This is a genomic window from Pseudomonas indica NBRC 103045 (assembly GCF_002091635.1).
Classification (GTDB): Bacteria; Pseudomonadota; Gammaproteobacteria; order Pseudomonadales; family Pseudomonadaceae; genus Pseudomonas_M; species Pseudomonas_M indica.
Genome location: NZ_BDAC01000018.1, coordinates 94,234 through 108,707, shown reverse-complemented (window position 1 = coordinate 108,707; position 14,474 = coordinate 94,234). Strand labels below are relative to the sequence as shown.

The 14,474-nt window shown below is 65.5% G+C and carries 15 protein-coding genes; 10 read left to right on the top strand and 5 right to left on the bottom strand.

Annotated features, from left to right (window positions below; genetic code table 11):
* Positions 1–38: 38 nt before the first annotated feature.
* The 3 genes from PIN01S_RS19575 to PIN01S_RS19565 are packed head-to-tail and all read right to left on the bottom strand — an operon-like array spanning position 39 to position 3,638.
* Positions 39–1,526: an MFS transporter gene (locus tag PIN01S_RS19575; RefSeq protein ID WP_084338061.1), complete on the bottom strand. Its 1,488-nt coding sequence runs from the start codon at positions 1,524–1,526 to the stop codon at positions 39–41.
* 29 nt (positions 1,527–1,555) lie between these two features.
* Positions 1,556–2,014 carry a universal stress protein gene (locus PIN01S_RS19570; RefSeq protein ID WP_084338059.1) on the bottom strand — a complete coding sequence of 153 codons (459 nt, stop codon included), beginning with the start codon at positions 2,012–2,014 and terminating at the stop codon, positions 1,556–1,558.
* 22 nt (positions 2,015–2,036) lie between these two features.
* Complete coding sequence (locus tag PIN01S_RS19565; protein ID WP_084338057.1) at positions 2,037–3,638, bottom strand: MFS transporter; 1,602 nt, start codon at positions 3,636–3,638, stop codon at positions 2,037–2,039.
* A 332-nt stretch (positions 3,639–3,970) separates the two neighbouring features.
* On the opposite strand from PIN01S_RS19565, the gene PIN01S_RS19560 reads away from it, so the two are divergent.
* The 5 genes from PIN01S_RS19560 to PIN01S_RS19540 all read left to right on the top strand — a co-directional run bounded on the left by PIN01S_RS19560 (position 3,971) and on the right by PIN01S_RS19540 (position 9,198).
* Positions 3,971–5,854 carry a histidine kinase gene (locus tag PIN01S_RS19560; protein WP_244506002.1) on the top strand — a complete coding sequence of 628 codons (1,884 nt, stop codon included), beginning with the start codon at positions 3,971–3,973 and terminating at the stop codon, positions 5,852–5,854.
* A 19-nt stretch (positions 5,855–5,873) separates the two neighbouring features.
* The gene (gene narL / locus PIN01S_RS19555; RefSeq protein ID WP_084338056.1) at positions 5,874–6,527 is read left to right on the top strand and encodes a two-component system response regulator NarL; all 654 of its coding nucleotides are present in this window, start codon (positions 5,874–5,876) and stop codon (positions 6,525–6,527) included.
* 93 nt (positions 6,528–6,620) lie between these two features.
* A complete protein-coding gene (locus PIN01S_RS19550; RefSeq protein ID WP_084338054.1) occupies positions 6,621–7,004 on the top strand; it encodes a putative zinc-binding protein in 384 nt (127 codons plus the stop codon).
* A 216-nt stretch (positions 7,005–7,220) separates the two neighbouring features.
* Entirely contained in the window at positions 7,221–8,006 is a 786-nt protein-coding gene (locus PIN01S_RS19545) for a dienelactone hydrolase family protein (protein WP_084338052.1), read from the top strand.
* 469 nt (positions 8,007–8,475) lie between these two features.
* Positions 8,476–9,198, top strand: a complete 723-nt coding sequence (locus PIN01S_RS19540; protein ID WP_084338050.1) for a 4'-phosphopantetheinyl transferase family protein — start codon at positions 8,476–8,478, stop codon at positions 9,196–9,198.
* Positions 9,199–9,409: 211 nt separating this feature from the next.
* Here the strand turns inward: PIN01S_RS19540 and PIN01S_RS19535 are convergent, their stop codons facing one another.
* Positions 9,410–9,658 (bottom strand): hypothetical protein, encoded by a 249-nt coding sequence (locus PIN01S_RS19535; protein WP_084338048.1) that lies wholly within the window; start codon positions 9,656–9,658, stop codon positions 9,410–9,412.
* 130 nt (positions 9,659–9,788) lie between these two features.
* Between PIN01S_RS19535 and PIN01S_RS19530 the strand changes: the two genes are divergently transcribed.
* Positions 9,789–10,532, top strand: coding sequence for a polysaccharide deacetylase family protein (locus PIN01S_RS19530; protein WP_212633087.1), 744 nt, complete (start codon positions 9,789–9,791; stop codon positions 10,530–10,532).
* 85 nt (positions 10,533–10,617) lie between these two features.
* Positions 10,618–10,866, top strand: a complete 249-nt coding sequence (locus PIN01S_RS19525; RefSeq protein ID WP_244506003.1) for a hypothetical protein — start codon at positions 10,618–10,620, stop codon at positions 10,864–10,866.
* A gap of 5 nt (positions 10,867–10,871) precedes the next feature.
* Here the strand turns inward: PIN01S_RS19525 and dgt are convergent, their stop codons facing one another.
* A complete protein-coding gene (dgt, locus tag PIN01S_RS19520) occupies positions 10,872–12,365 on the bottom strand; it encodes a dGTPase (protein WP_084338044.1) in 1,494 nt (497 codons plus the stop codon).
* A 208-nt stretch (positions 12,366–12,573) separates the two neighbouring features.
* On the opposite strand from dgt, the gene PIN01S_RS19515 reads away from it, so the two are divergent.
* The 3 genes from PIN01S_RS19515 to PIN01S_RS19510 all read left to right on the top strand — a co-directional run bounded on the left by PIN01S_RS19515 (position 12,574) and on the right by PIN01S_RS19510 (position 14,462).
* Positions 12,574–13,791 (top strand): esterase-like activity of phytase family protein, encoded by a 1,218-nt coding sequence (locus tag PIN01S_RS19515; protein ID WP_084338042.1) that lies wholly within the window; start codon positions 12,574–12,576, stop codon positions 13,789–13,791.
* Between the two features lie 153 nt (positions 13,792–13,944).
* Positions 13,945–14,076 carry a hypothetical protein gene (locus tag PIN01S_RS27365; protein WP_280141671.1) on the top strand — a complete coding sequence of 44 codons (132 nt, stop codon included), beginning with the start codon at positions 13,945–13,947 and terminating at the stop codon, positions 14,074–14,076.
* Positions 14,077–14,183: 107 nt separating this feature from the next.
* Positions 14,184–14,462 (top strand): VF_A0006 family four-cysteine protein, encoded by a 279-nt coding sequence (locus tag PIN01S_RS19510; RefSeq protein ID WP_084338040.1) that lies wholly within the window; start codon positions 14,184–14,186, stop codon positions 14,460–14,462.
* The last annotated feature ends 12 nt before the right edge of the window (positions 14,463–14,474 follow it).

Sequence of the window (14,474 nt, the reverse complement as noted above, 5' to 3'; positions counted from 1 at the left end):
GTTCTCATCAGGTTCGGTGGTCGGGTCCGGTGCTTGTGTCAGTGAACGCGTTCAGCCCTCATCTCGAGTTCGCGGTCCACGGAGGACACGAAGTAGTCTTCGGAAAACGCTCCCTCGGGCTCCTTCAGCCAGAAGAAGCACACGGCGAAGCTGATGAAGGCGCCGGTGGCGATGATGAAAAAGAACTGCGAGGGCGTGACGAAGGTGTACAGGGTCAGGTAGAAGACCGCGCCGACGTTGCCGTAGGCCCCCGCCATGCCGGCGATCTGCCCGGTGATGCGGCGCTTGATCGACGGCACGATGCCGAAGGTGGCACCCTCCGCGCCCTGCACGAACATCGAGCAGGCCACGGTAATGGCCACCGCCACGATCAGCGGCCAGCTCTGGTTCATCAGGCCCATCAGGGCGAAGCCGCAGCCGATGCCGAGCATGTAGGCGAGCATCACGAAGCGGCGGTTGCCGAAGCGGTCGGAGACCAGCCCGCCCATGGGCCGCGCGATCAGGTTGACGAAGGCGAAGGACGCGGCGATGAAGCCGGCGGCCGTGGGCGACAGGCTCCAGGTCTGCTCGAAGAACATCGGCAGCATGGAAACCACCGCCAGCTCCGCGCCGAAGTTGGCGAAGTAGGTGGTGTTCAGCGCGGCGACGCTGTTGAAGGGGTACTTGTCGTCCTCCGGCACGCCCTTCTTCAGGATCGGCAGGTTGACCCGCAGGATCTGCACGATCTGGTAGACCACCACCAGGGCGATCACCGCGTAGCAGGCCAGCGCGCCTTCGGCGGACAGGTAGCCGAGCCCCTGGATGCGCCAGACCAGCACGGCGAGGATGCCGATCATGGGGATGGTGAACAGGATCAGCTTGACCATGTCGCCCCAGGTGCTGACTTCCATGGCGCTGGCCTTGCGCGGCTTGCGGTGCACCGAGCCGGCCGGGCCGTCGGTGATCGCGAACCAGTAGTAGACGCCGTAGATGGCCATGATCGCGGCGGTGGTGGCAATCGCGTAGCGCCAGCCTTCCGGGCCGCCGAAGATGTGCAGGGCGATGGCCGGCAGGCTCATGGCGGCGGCGGCGGAACCGAAGTTGCCCCAACCGGCATAGAAGCCCTCGGCGAAGCCGATGTCCTTCGGCTTGAACCAGAGCGCGGTCATGTGGATGCCGACCACGAAGCTGGCGCCGATGGAGCTGAGCAGCAGGCGCGCCACCAGCAACTGGGTGCGGCTGTCACCGAAGGCGAAGGCGAAGGCCGGCAGCGCCATGACCACCATCAGCACCGAGAACACCCGGCGCGGGCCCCATTTGTCCAGGGCCATGCCCACCAGGATGCGCGCCGGGATGGTCATCGCCACGTTGGCGATGGCGAACAGGCGCAGGTCTTCGGGCTTCAGCCAGTTCACCGTCTTCAGCATGCTGGTGGCCAGCGGGGCCATGTTGAACCAGACGAAGAAGCAGATGTAGAAGGCGATCCAGGTCAGGTGCAGGGCCTTGATTTCAGGCCGCCGGTACTGGAACAGGTCGGAAACTTTCATGTTCGACTACTCCTCGAACGCAGGACGGATCACGGGCAGGCCTGGATCAGCACGGGACAGGGCGCGCGCCGGGCGAGGAAGGCACTGACGCTGCCGAAGGTCATGTAATCCAGCTCATCGACGAACAGGTTCAGCGAGCGCGTCAGCAGCCCGCCGTCCGGCTCGTGGCTGTGGCGGGCGATCACCAGCATGTCGGGCTTCTTGGTCTCGGCGGCCTTGAGCAGCATCTTCCGGGCGTCGCCTTCGGCCAGGACCACCTCGGCGTCGTAGCCGCGATGGCCGACGCGGACGGCGGCCTCGCGGAGGAACTGCTGGAACTCGGCGCGAGCGCGCTCGTAGTTCTCCTGGTTGGCGTCGCTGGCATCGCGCGGCTCTTCCACCACACCGACCAGGATCACCAGCGGCTTGAGCGGGCCGAACAGATCCAGCGTGTTCTCCAGCGCCAGCCGGGCGTTACGCGAGTTGTCGTAGGCGAGCATGATTTTCATGGCGTCTCTCCGGTCGGCGGGATCAGGGGTTGCGCACGTAGGCGTTGCGGCGCAGGTAGAACCACCAGTTGAGGACCAGGCACAGCGCGTAGAACACCGCGAAGCCGTACATCGCCACTTCCGGGGTGCCGGCCTTGATCTGGCCGCCGATCACCACCGGTGCGACGAAGCTGCCGTAGGCCGCCACCGCCGAGGTCCAGCCGAGTACCGGGCCGGCCTTCTCGCGGTCGTAGATCACGCCGATGGTGCGGAAGGTGGAACCGTTGCCGATCCCGGAGGCGGCGAACAGCACCAGGAACAGGCCAAGGAACGGGAAGAAGTACTGTTCCGGCTGGGCCGAGCCGTAGGCCTGCTGGAGCACGTAGCCGAGGGCGACGGAGGCGATCACCATCACCACCGAGATGGCCTGGGTGACGATGGAGCCGCCCACCTTGTCGGCGATCCAGCCGCCCACCGGGCGGATCAGCGCACCGATGAACGGGCCGATCCAGGCGTAGGTCAGTGCGCTCGGCGCGTTGGGGTTGAGCACGCGGGTGACGGTGCCGTCGGCGCCCACTTCGTTGACGAAGCCGAAGATCACGGTGATCGACAGCGGCAGCGCCATGGAGAAGCCGATGAAGGAGCCGAAGGTGAGGATGTACAGCACGCTCAGCGCCCAGGTGTGCTTGTCCGAGAAGATCGCGAACTGGCGCTTGATGTTCGGTTGGATGCTGCCCGGCAGCAGGCGCAGCAGGCCGAGGGTGGCGAGGATGATCAGCGCCAGCGCGGCCCACATGTTCAGCACGCCTAGGCCGAACGGCGCCGGCATGTACAGGTACAGGCCGACACCGGCGGTGAGGAAGCCGACGCCATAGAGGCCGACGATCTTGCCGAAGGCGCCCAGCGGATGCCCGGGGTTGGGGGTGATCGGTTGCAGGTTGTTCAATCCGAACCAGCCGGCGAAGGCCAGCGGGATCAGGAACACCAGCCAGATCCAGCCGGCGTTCTGGATGTAGGTCTGGGCACCGGCCGGGATGCGGCCGATCAGGGTGCCGCTGTCCTTCAGCAGGGCCATGGGCTCGCCGGCCGCGGCGCCGAACAGGCCGACGGTCATCACCAGCGGGATGAGAATCTGCATGGAGGTAACGCCGAAGTTACCCAGCCCGGCATTCAGGCCCAGGGCCAGGCCCTGCTGGTTCTTCGGGAAGAAACCGCTGATGTTGCTCATCGAGCAGGCGAAGTTGCCGCCGCCGATGCCGGAGAGGAAAGCCAGCAACTGGAACACCCAGAGCGGGGTTTCCTTGCTCTGCAGCGCCAGGCCGGCACCGGCCGCCGGGATCATCAGCAGCGCGGTGGTGAGGAAGATGGTGTTGCGCCCGCCGGCGATGCGGATCATGAACGAGGCCGGGATGCGCAGGGTAGCGCCGGTGAGGCCGGCGATGGCAGTGAGGGTGAACAGCTCGTCCGGGGCGAAGGGAAAGCCCAGGTTGAGCATCTGCACGGTGATGATTCCCCACATCGCCCAGATGGCGAAGGCCATGAGCAGGCTGGGGATGGAAATCCACAGGTTGCGGTTGGCGACCGACTTGCCGGTGGAGGCCCAGAAAGCCGGTACCTCCACTTCCCACTTGGTGATTGTGCTCATCGCGATCCTCCTCGGTACGGGAGCCGGCACCGGGTGGAACGCAACGGTGACGGCCTTTGACCGGCACCCTATGGGTCGGGGGGCGCTGCGGAATTGACTCGGGTCAAAGAAGATTCCGCGTGAAAATCAGAGACTTATCCCCCATACCCCCTTGGAGATACCCCGCTTTGAAAGAGAAAAAGCCTTTAATTTCAGAGGCTTGCGAAGGCATCCCAGCGCAGCGGCAGAACATGCCACGCTGGCGAAGCGCTTTGGGGGTATCCGTCCGGCTCTTGCAAAGCCGTCGGTTCGGCACGAGGCTGTGGTCATCGGCGACAGCGCGGAGATCCACCATGAACAGCAGCGAAGACGCCCTGCCCGCCAGCCGTCACTCCATCGTCCTGCACACCACCCTGGCCTTCGTCATCATCATCGGCGTGACCCTGGCGAGCATGCTCGGCGGGCTGTACATGGCCGACGCCATCGAGGGCGATGCCGCCGCCATCAACAAGGCCGGCAGCCTGCGCATGCAGTCCTACCGCCTGGCGCTGCTGGCCGACCTGGGCAATCCGCTGGAGCTGAGCGAGGCCGTCGACGAGTTCGAGCACACCCTGCAGGCGCCCGTGCTGTTGCAGGCCCTGCGCCGGCACCGCAACCAGCCCCTCACCGAACTGCACCAGCGCACCCTGCGCCATTGGGCGTTGCAGATGCGCCCGCTGCTCACCAGCCAGCCAGTCGACAGCGCCGGCTTTCGCCGCGAAGTGACCCCCTTCGTACAGGAGCTGAACCAGTTCGTCGGCACCTTGCAGGTGCAATCGGAAGGCAAGCTGGAAGTCATCCGCGCCCTGCAGGTGGGCACCCTGTTCGTCACCGTGCTGATCGCCTTCGTGGTGGTCTACGGCATCCACAACAACCTGGTCACGCCGCTGAAGGAACTGGTCTCCCTCGCCCGCCAGATCGGCCGCGGCCACTTCCGCGTCAAGGCCAATTACCAGGGCGACAACGAACTCGGCCTGCTTGCCGCCACCCTCAACCAGATGAGCGACGAGCTGGCCAATCTCTACGAGCACCTGGAACGCAAGGTGGACGAGAAGACCGCCGCCCTGCAGCGCAGCAACCAGTCGCTGCAACTGCTGTTCAACAGTGCCCGCGCCCTCTACACCTGTCCCGACGAACCCACCGCGCTGATCGGCAGCCTGCTCGCCGGCGTGCAGAACACCCTCAAGTCCGGCCCGGTCTCCCTGTGCCTGAACAGCGACCCGGCGTTCGGCAGCCACACGGCGATTTCCTCGGTGAACCTGCAACCGCCGGAATACTGCAGCCTGCCGGACTGCGACCAGTGCCCGGTGAAGCAGACCGGCGTGACGCCGGGCGGGGCGCAGACCCTCAGCTTCCCGCTGCGCGCCAACAACACCGAGCTGGGCAGCCTGCGCGTCGAGCAGACCGTCGGCGAACGCCTGGAAGACTGGCAGCAGCAGTTGCTGGCGACCCTCGCCGACCTGTTCGCCGCCTCCCTCGGCCTGAGCCGTCTCGGCCAGCAGCAGGCGCGCCTGGCGCTGATGGAAGAGCGCGCGGTGATCGCCCGTGAGCTGCACGACTCCCTGGCCCAGGCCCTCTCCTACCAGAAGCTGCAACTGACCCGGCTGAAGAAGCAGATCGCCAACCAGCACCCCAGCGAAGCCCTGGAAACCACCCTGGGCGAAATCCAGGGCGGCCTGAATGCCGCCTACCGGCAACTGCGCGAACTGCTCACCACCTTCCGCATCAAGATGGACGCGCCCGGCCTCGCCCCGGCGGTGCAGGCCACCATCAAGGAATTCGGCAGCCATTCCGGCGTGGAGATCGACCTGGACTACGCCCTCGGCCACTGCCCGCTGAGCCCCAACGAGGAAATCCACTGTTTGCAGATTCTCCGCGAAGCCCTGAGCAACGTGATCAAGCATGCCCAGGCGAAACATTGCCGACTGGCCCTCTACCAGGACCGCCAGGGCATCGTGCACATCCGTGTGGACGACGACGGCATCGGCATTCCCACCCTGGAAAGCCCCGGCGGCCACTATGGCCTGAGCATCCTCCACGAACGCGCCGGCAGCCTGCATGGCCGGGTCGAGGTGGGCCGCCGCCCCGAAGGCGGCACCCGGGTCCACCTCACCTTCCTGCCGGACTACCGGCGCATCAACGTAACTCCGGAGCCCGACACGGCCCCGGCCGAGCCCCTCGCGCTGCGCAGCCCGTAAGCACCCTGAGCCTGAACCTATGAGCGACGACGAAAAAACCCGCATCCTCCTGGTCGACGACCATCCCATGATGCGCCGTGGCCTGCGCGACCTGCTGGCCATGGAAGACGACCTGCTGCCGGTCGGCGAGGCCGGCAGCGGCCAGGAGGCCGTGGAGCTGGCCAGCACCCTGGATGTCGACCTGATCCTCCTCGACCTCAACATGCCCGGCATGGACGGCCTGGAAACCATCAAGCGCCTGCGCGAAGCCGGCGTCGATGCGCGGATCATCCTGTTCACCGTCTCCGACGAACACGGCAACGTGCTCGAAGCCCTGCGCAACGGCGCCGACGGCTACCTGCTCAAGGACATGGAGCCGGACGACGTCATCGACCAGATCCGCGCCGCCGCCCAGGGCAAGCTGGCCCTCAGCCCGGAGCTGACCAAGGTCCTCGCCGAAGCACTGCGCGAACGGCCCAAGCAGGGCCAGTCGGTGAGCGCCGCCAGCCTCACCAAACGCGAAAAGGACGTGCTGCGGCAGATCGCCAAGGGCCAGACCAACAAGATGATCGCGCGCAAGCTCGACATCACCGAAGGCACGGTCAAGGTCCACGTCAAACGCCTGCTCAACAAGCTCGGCATGCGCTCGCGGACCGAAGCGGCGGTGTGGGTGGTGGAGAATCATCTGCAGTGAGGGGCGATGCGGCGGCCGTGACTTGACCGTTATCAAGGCCGCCTTCGCCGCGCATCCGGACAATCGGTCCACGGTCCGCCCCGGAGAATCCCGATGCCCGACAGCGCCCTGCCCCTCGTCTACTCCTGCTCCGGCTGCTCCAACGTCGCCCAGCTCGCCAACACCCTGGCCCTGCGCCTGGACCGCGCCGGGCTGGCGGAGATGTCCTGCATCGCCGGGGTCGGCGGCGGTGTCCCCTCGCTGGTCAACAAGGCCCGCTCCGGCCGCCCCATCCTTGCCCTCGACGGCTGCCCCCTGCACTGCGTCCGCGGCTGCCTGGCCCAGCACGGCGTCGACGCCGACGTCCACCTCACCCTCAGCCACTACGGCCTGCGCAAACGCTACGGCGAAGACTGCCGCGACGAAGACGCCGACGCCCTGTTCGACGAACTCAGCCACCTGATCGCCAGCGACCACCGCTTCACCCAGCCCGCCTGAACCAGCCCCCCGCCGGGCGAATGAATTCGCCCCTACACGAAAACCGGAGGAGCCAGCTCTGCTGGCGATCCATGCCTCCGGCGAACCGCCGCTTCGCGAGCAGAGTTCGCTCCTACATAAATCAGTGCACACCGTAGGGACGAACTCATCCCTCGCCCCGACCACCCCACACCCACTATGCTTGCTGCTTTCCGTTCGCTCACAAGGAGAGTTGCCATGCGCCGTTCACTGTTCGGCCTCCTCATGTTGTTCGCCGCCGTCGCCCAGGCGGAGATCAAGACCCAGGAAATCCCCTACCAGGCCGCCGACGGCACCAAGCTGGTCGGCTACCACGCCTACGACGACGCCATCGAAGGCCCGCGCCCCGGCGTGGTGGTGGTCCACGAATGGTGGGGCCTGAACGACTACGCCAAGCGCCGCGCCCGTGACCTCGCCGCCCTCGGCTACAGCGCCCTGGCCATCGACATGTACGGCGACGGCAAGAACACCCAGCATCCCGACGACGCCATGAAGTTCATGCAGGCCGCCCTGGCCAGCAGCGAAGCCGCCCAGGCCCGCTTCCTCGCCGGCCTCGACCTGCTCAAAGCCCAGCCGCAGACCGACCCCGCCCGCCTCGGCGCCATCGGCTATTGCTTCGGCGGCAAGGTCGTCCTCGACATGGCCCGCCAGGGCGTCCCGCTGGCCGGCGTGGTCAGCTTCCACGGCAATCTCGCCACCGACACCCCGGCCAAACCCGGCGCCGTGAAGGCCAAGATTCTCGTCGAACACGGCGAGGCCGACAGCTTTATCCCGCCCAAGCAGATCGCCGCCTTCAAGGCCGAACTCGACGCCGCCGGCGCCGACTACCGCTTCGTCAGCCTCCCCGGCGCCAAGCACGGCTTCACCAACCCCGATGCCGACGCCCACAAAGGCCACGGCCTGGACATCGCCTACCAGAAGGAAGCCGACGAACGCTCCTGGGCCGACATGAAAGCCTTCTTCAAGGACGTCTTCGCTCAGTAACCGATGGCGTTCCCCGGAACGACAAAGCCCCGCCGAGATGATCGGCGGAGCTTTGTCGTGAGGAGGTCATAGAACCGATTGGGCACAGCTCTCAGCTCCCTGTTGAGCCGAACAGCCCGCCTGATCGGCTCACGGAATGAGCCGAATACGTTGTTTATTCGGCTCATCAAGGCAAGACTGCCAAGCACGACCCACTCCAGGCCTGGCAACAGCGACTGACCAAGAGCTGCCATCCCAACGAACGCCCAATAAAAAACGGGAGCCCCATTCGGGACTCCCGTACTCAAGCAGAGAAAACCGGAACCCACAGGATTCCGATAGCAACCTCACCTGCGCTCCCAAAGGAAACGCGGCGCTAGTCTGGCAAAACCCGGGACGGACCACCGTTTCCCTTTGTTGCCGCTTTGCAAAGAAATGTAAACGCCGCTCGGGGCTGGCTGGCGGAAGCGCTGCACGGCAGAATGCGCGCATGTCCGCTTTCCATCCCGCCTGTTGTTCGCCGTTCGACTCCCAGTGGCCGCTGCCCCAGGCCTTGCCTGGCGCCCGTCTGGTGGCCTGTCTTTTCCAACCCGACATGCTGATGGCGGAGGATTTTCTCCGCTGCGGCATCGAGGCGCCAGCCAGTATCCAGCGCTCCGTGGCCAAGCGGCAGGCGGAATTCCTCGCCGGGCGGCTCTGCGCGCGCGAGGCGATGCGCGGTCTAGGCGGGCCGGCCGTGGTGCCGGCGCTGGGAGAGGATCGGGCGCCGCAATGGCCGACCGGCTTCAGCGGCTCGATCACCCATGGCAAGGGTTGGGCCGCCGCAGTGGTGGCCCAGAAATCCGACTGGCGCGGGCTCGGTCTGGATGTCGAACAACTGCTCACCGAAACCCGTGCCGAGCGCCTCGCCGGAGAAATCCTCACACCGGCCGAGCTGCAGCGGCTGCGTCCAGGGCAGACGGCCCTGCAGGTCACCCTCACCTTTTCGCTCAAGGAAAGCCTGTTCAAGGCGCTCTATCCGCTGGTGGGCAAGCGCTTTTACTTCGAGGATGCCGAGCTGCTCGACTGGCAGTCCGACGGCACGGCGCGCCTGCGCCTGCTGTGCGACCTGTCGGACGACTGGTGCCGAGGCGTCGAGCTGGAGGCACAATTCGCCACCTTCGACGAGTATCTGCTGAGCCTGGTGGCGGTATCGGCGCGTCCGGGTCTTTAACCCGTGTCGTAGGGGCGAATTCATTCGCCCGGCGGGGCTTCGTGGGCGAATAAATTCGCCCCTACAAAAAACCGTATGCGCCACCGCTCTGCTCTTGTAGGAGCCAGCTCTGCTGGCGAAGCCCCATTCGCGAACAACGCTCGCTCCCACGAAGAACATCGGTCCCGGGACTGCGCGGCCCCGGCTGGCGCCGGGGCTTATCAGAACCCGCTCATCCGGTCTTGTCGCCGTCATCGGGCATGTCGGCTTCCGATTCGTCCACCGGTGGAGCCTTGGGGATGCTTGGGTCCTGGATGTCCGGGTCGGGGATCGGGGCTTCCGCGGGGTCGTCGCTGGTCTGTGCGGACACTGCGGTCGGCAGCTCGGCGATGTTGTCGCCGAGGTCGGCCGCCGGTCGCGAGGGGCCGTCGTCGAAGCCTGCGGATTGTTCGTCGTCGGGCAGGTTCGCTGCGGGATTCATATCGACCTCCGGTTCTGGTGGCTGCTCTGCATTCGAGGCCTTGGCCGCGCCCGCGTTCGTGCCTTCCGTCCGACCCTTCGTTGAGCCAGAACCCACGGGGGCGCCATGCGTCTTAGAAAAAATGATAGAAATGACCTGGCGCCGCGCACTGCTCCTGACGATTCCGCCGCTCGTGCTCGGTGCTCTGTTCTTCGGCGCCTGGTGGCTGGTCAATGCACGCCATTTCCAGCTCGCCGGTGAACTGGTGAGCCGGGTGGAAACCGAGCGCAAGTGGGTCGCGCTGACCTTCGACGACGGCCCGGAGCCCGGCTTCACCGAAGAGCTGCTCGGCATCCTCGCCCACGAGCGGGTGCCGGCGACCTTCTTCCTGGTGGGCGAGGCGGTGTCGCGCAATCCGACGCAGGCACGCGCCATCGTCGAGGCTGGACACGAGCTGGGCAACCATTCCTACAGCCACCGGCGGATGCTGTTCATGAGCCGGGAGACAGTGGCCGACGAACTGGAGCGTACCGAGCGGCTGTTGCGCGAAGCCGGTTACCGCGGGCCACTGCACTTCCGCCCACCCTACGGGAAAAAATTCTGGACGCTGCCGCGCTATCTCGCCGAGCACGGCATCCTCAGCATTACCTGGGACATCGAGCCGGACATCGGCCGGGACGGCCCGCCAACGACCGAAAGCATCATCACCGACGTGACAGCCAAGGTCCGACCGGGCTCGATCGTCCTGCTCCACGTGATGTCGCCGCAGCGCACCGCATCGATGCGGGCCGTGCCCGGGGTCATCGCGGCGCTCCACGAGCGGGGATACCGCTTCGTGCGCCTGTCGGAGCTGCTCGACGCCGGCGCGGCCGAAGAGACGGCACAGCGCCGATAGTCATTATCGAATCGAATGATTTTTGCCGATGCCACGCGGCGGATAGCCTGTGAGCACTCTTCCCCGATACGCCACAGGTGCCGCCATGATGCGCTTCGCCAGCCTCTTGTTCGCCGCCCTCGTTCTTGCCGGTTGCGCCAGCCAGCCGTCGCCGGAACAGCGCCCGTACACCGATGCCGAGATCAAGCAGTTCGCCCTGGAAATGCTCAACCGCAGCGGGCTGCCCTACGAGGATTACATGAAAATCCGCAGCGCCCTGCTCGATCCGAATCACCGGATGTCCAACGCCATCCGCGATCCGGCCGAGCTGGAGCATCTATCGGTGGGCGGCTGAGCCGATCACAGCGCCGACAGGGTGCGGTATTCATCCAGTGCCGACTGGTCCGTCATGCTGCTGACGAAGTCCTGCAGCAGGCGGCAGCGGTAGTAGAACTCCCACTGCGGACGGTTCTCGGCGGGAACCTCCAGGGCATGCAAGGCTTCGAGATAAGCCTTGATGTCCTTGTCGGCCAGGCGCTTGACCAGCAGGTGGAGATGCAGCGGCTTGCGTGCTGCCCCTTCGGCCAGTTTCTTGAATGCTTCGCTGTCCACCGCCAGGAGCGGCGCATAGAAATCCAGCAGCCCTTGGAGAATACGGAAGCCCTGCAACTCCAGGGTTTCCACCTCGCGGTGGCAGAACACCCGCTCCCGGGCAACCTCCTTGAAGGTACCTACGATGGCGCTGTAGAGGCTGTCGTCTTCCATCAGCGCACGATCCAGACGCCCGTGGTACACGGCTTCGATGTTGCCGATGAACTGCTCGGCCGCATGCTTGATCAGCGGATGGATCATGCCAACACGGAGCCAGATGAAGTATTCGCTGACCTTGTTGACCGGCTCGCGCCGGGCCCGGTCGCGGGCGTACTCGACAACCTCGCCGAACGTCTTGCGCGCTTCGGGAATGGCGTCCCCGGGCGTTTTCCATAGCGAGGCGAACTTCTCGATCAACAGGTCGCTCAGTTGCTCGATATCGAGGATGCCCTTCTCCACCGAATCCTCGATGTCCGCCAGGCAGTAGGAGATATCGTCGGCGGCTTCCATGATGTAGACCGCCGGATGACGGGTGCCGGGCTGCATCGACAGGGCCTTGCAGAGCCCCTCGACGAAATCCTTCTCGGAGAGGTAGAAGCCGGGCTTCTTGTTCAGGTAGGGATTCGCCGCGCCCTCCTTCGGCTCATAGGCCGGGCGCACGTACTTCAGCAATCCGGCCGTCTGGGTGTAGGTCAGGTTCAGGCGCAGCAGGCGAACCACCAGGCGGATGGCCTGGGCGTTGCCCTCGAAGTTCTTCAGGTCAGTGAGCATGCGCCGCTTCAACGCCGCGTCGCCCGGTTCCGGCACGGCCTGTTCGAACAGGGCATCCAGCCGGCTCTCAAACCATTGGTTGATGGCGTATTCGCCAAAATGACCGAACGGCGGGTTGCCCATGTCGTGCATCAGGCAGGACATTTCCACCAGGCTTTCCAGGGCTCCGTCGAGGCCATCGAGGCCGTATTCCGCCGCCCTGTCGCCCAGTTGCTTGAACAGCGTCTTGACGATGAAGCGCCCCGCCTGCATGACCTCCAGCGAGTGGGTCAAACGGCTGCGCACCGCCGCATTGCGCTCCAGCGGGAAGACCTGGGTCTTCTGTTGCAGACGCCGGATGGCGGCGGAGTTGAGGATGCGGCCACGGTCGCTTTCGAGCTGATCGACGAGGCGCTGCACGTCGCAATCCGGCACCTTGAAGGCCGTTTCGTTACGCGTGTGGTAGGGCCGCTGCCAACTGATCTTTTCCTTGAAATCCAACCGCTCGCCCATCGGTTCTCCTTTCAGTCGATGCCGGTCTCTCGCGCCGGGCAGGCGGCCAGACTAGCCAGATCGGCCGCGCATTGACAAGCCGAAGCCCTGTCATCCGGCGGTCACGCGCCCACCCTATCCTGCGCCTCGACACCCTGGCGGACGCCAACGGGCGAGCCCTGTAGGCGGTAGTTCGGCCATACCTTCGCAAGCCTTCAGGAAGATACCCATGGCCCGCTACATTCAGGTTGCCGCTCCGCTGCTCGCCGCCAGTCTCCTGGCCTCCACCCCGACCCTTGCCGACAGCCAGTCAGCCGACATCCACCTGCGCTACATCGGCCAGCACGTCATTCCCACCGGCACGCTGTTCGACGGCATCGAATTCGGCGGCATTTCCGGCATCGACCGTGTCGAGGACGGCAGCCGCTACGGCTCCTACTACGCAATCTCCGATGACCGCGGCGGCGAACGCGGCACGCCGCGCTTCTACCAGCTCAGCCTGGAGTACGACGGCAATGGCTTCTACGGTGCGACCCTGTACCGCCAGGTATTCATGAAGCGACCGGACGGCACGCCCTTCCCCGCCGACGCCCGCACCGTCGACCCGGAGGGCATCCGCGTGGCGCCCAACGGCAACCTGTACTGGTCCAGCGAAGGCAACTGGAACGCCGACCCGGCCCTGCGCCATCAACCTTTCATCCGCGAGATGCGCCCGGACGGCCGCTTCGTCCGTGAATTCCGTACCCCGGCGATGTTCGACTACGTGGACAACGCCACCTGGGGTGCGCGCAGCAACAAAGTCTTCGAAGCATTGGCCGTAGCACCCCGCGGGCCGTTCTGGCGGCCGGGCCACGCCAGCCACTTGCTGTTCACCGCCAACGAGGACGCCTTGATCCAGGACGGCGAACTGACCAGCCTGGAGGCCGGCAGCCGGGTACGGGTCACCGCGCTCGACCCGCTCACTGCCGATGCCCGCGCCCAATACGCCTACGAATTACCGCCGATTCCCAAGGCACCCACCGAAGCGCCCGGCTTCATGGACAACGGCCTGCCCGAACTGCTGGCCCTGTCCGACCGCGAGTTCATCGCCCTGGAGCGCGGCTTCGCCTCCGGTCCCGGCAATACCCTGCGCCTGGCCCTGGCGAGCACCGAGTGCGCCACCGACGTGCTGCGCCTGCCGAGCCTGGTCGATGCCCGCTACGTGCCGATGCGCAAGCGCTACCTGCTGGATTTCGATGAACTCAAGGCGCAGTACGGTCTCACCTTGGACAATGCCGAAGGGCTGTCTTGGGGCCATCGTCTGGCCAACGGCAACCGCACCCTGATCGTGGTCGCCGACAACAACTTCTCGACCGCCCAGGCCACCCAGTTCATCGCCTTCGAGGTGATCGCCACGCCGCGCCAGGGCAAGCCCGGCCGCCGTTGCCGCCCATATCCGGAGCGATAGATCGAAAGCCTGCAGCGCCCGGTGCGGCGACTATGCTTGAAGCAGCGCTCTCGATTTCGCAGCCGGCAGGCTCAGGCAGCCTGGGGAGGTGGTAATGGCCAAGAGTGCCTATCGATGACTCGAACCCCTACCGCAACCTCGAAGGTGATCATTATGAGCAAAGGCATGGACATCAAACGGGAGACGAAGAAGAAGCCGCAGAAGACCGCCCAGGAGAAGCGCATGGCCAAGCGCGACCGGAAATCCGGGCATACGCTGCTGGGCAGCCATTCGCAGAACCCGTGAACGAACCCGCGCCCGGTGCGGCAGTGCCGGGCACGGCCTCTCCTGCTCTGGAAAACGCCTCGATCTCTGGTGCAGACTTCCCGGCAGTTCCTTTCGACAGTCGCACCATGATCCGACATCTCTGGCTCCTCGCTCTGTTCTGTACGCCCGCCTTCGCCGACGAAGATGCCTACCACCAGTGCATCCTCACCTACCAGCGCCAGGCCAAGGAAGGACAGGCGGTCTACCTGATCGAACAGGCCTGCAACAAGCTGCACAACGAGGGCTCGTTCCTGTTCGAACGCGAAAAGGCCTACTACCGCTGCCTGCTGGAGAACCTGCCGGGGGTCGAGCACAGCTTCGCCGTGCAGAAGATCCGTAGCGCCTGTAATGAGATCAATAACTAGCCCTGCTCGCGA

Bases quoted from the DNA above. Each gene is read 5' to 3' on its own strand.
- PIN01S_RS19535 (WP_084338048.1), bottom strand. From the start codon at position 9,658: ATGAATCCCGCAGCGAACCTGCCCGACGACGAACAATCCGCAGGCTTC.
- PIN01S_RS19575 (WP_084338061.1), bottom strand. From the start codon at position 1,526: ATGAAAGTTTCCGACCTGTTCCAGTACCGGCGGCCTGAAATCAAGGCC.
- PIN01S_RS19525 (WP_244506003.1), top strand. From the start codon at position 10,618: ATGATGCGCTTCGCCAGCCTCTTGTTCGCCGCCCTCGTTCTTGCCGGT.
- PIN01S_RS19550 (WP_084338054.1), top strand. From the start codon at position 6,621: ATGCCCGACAGCGCCCTGCCCCTCGTCTACTCCTGCTCCGGCTGCTCC.
- PIN01S_RS19530 (WP_212633087.1), top strand. From the start codon at position 9,789: ATGACCTGGCGCCGCGCACTGCTCCTGACGATTCCGCCGCTCGTGCTC.
- narL (WP_084338056.1), top strand. From the start codon at position 5,874: ATGAGCGACGACGAAAAAACCCGCATCCTCCTGGTCGACGACCATCCC.
- PIN01S_RS19510 (WP_084338040.1), top strand. From the start codon at position 14,184: ATGATCCGACATCTCTGGCTCCTCGCTCTGTTCTGTACGCCCGCCTTC.
- PIN01S_RS19565 (WP_084338057.1), bottom strand. From the start codon at position 3,638: ATGAGCACAATCACCAAGTGGGAAGTGGAGGTACCGGCTTTCTGGGCC.
- PIN01S_RS27365 (WP_280141671.1), top strand. From the start codon at position 13,945: ATGAGCAAAGGCATGGACATCAAACGGGAGACGAAGAAGAAGCCGCAG.
- PIN01S_RS19515 (WP_084338042.1), top strand. From the start codon at position 12,574: ATGGCCCGCTACATTCAGGTTGCCGCTCCGCTGCTCGCCGCCAGTCTC.
- PIN01S_RS19560 (WP_244506002.1), top strand. From the start codon at position 3,971: ATGAACAGCAGCGAAGACGCCCTGCCCGCCAGCCGTCACTCCATCGTC.
- PIN01S_RS19545 (WP_084338052.1), top strand. From the start codon at position 7,221: ATGCGCCGTTCACTGTTCGGCCTCCTCATGTTGTTCGCCGCCGTCGCC.
- PIN01S_RS19540 (WP_084338050.1), top strand. From the start codon at position 8,476: ATGTCCGCTTTCCATCCCGCCTGTTGTTCGCCGTTCGACTCCCAGTGG.
- PIN01S_RS19570 (WP_084338059.1), bottom strand. From the start codon at position 2,014: ATGAAAATCATGCTCGCCTACGACAACTCGCGTAACGCCCGGCTGGCG.
- dgt (WP_084338044.1), bottom strand. From the start codon at position 12,365: ATGGGCGAGCGGTTGGATTTCAAGGAAAAGATCAGTTGGCAGCGGCCC.